This is a genomic window from Leifsonia sp. HAY1-4F, from assembly GCF_056755275.1.
On record NZ_JBNDHX010000770.1, the window covers coordinates 1 to 228 of the forward strand.

General features: G+C 61.0%; 1 protein-coding gene. It reads right to left on the minus strand.

Annotated elements, in window-relative coordinates:
• On the minus strand, positions 1 to 228 hold a 228-nt coding region (locus ACPYOG_RS21290; protein ID WP_481296014.1), incomplete at both ends, for a transketolase-like TK C-terminal-containing protein.

Sequence of the window (228 nt, forward strand, 5' to 3'; positions counted from 1 at the left end):
TCCTTGCGGTAGGCATCCGGCTGTTCGAAGAAGAGTTCGGTGCAGGGAACGGAAACGACGCGGGTGGAGACGCCCTTGCCTTCGAGGACCGTACGGGCTGCGACCGCGAGTTCGACTTCGGAACCCGAAGCGAAGATCGTCACCTTGGCGTCGGCGTTACCGGCCAGCGTATAGGCACCCTGTTCGCAAAGGTTCTTTTCGCTGTATTCCGTGCGTGCCGCCAAAAGG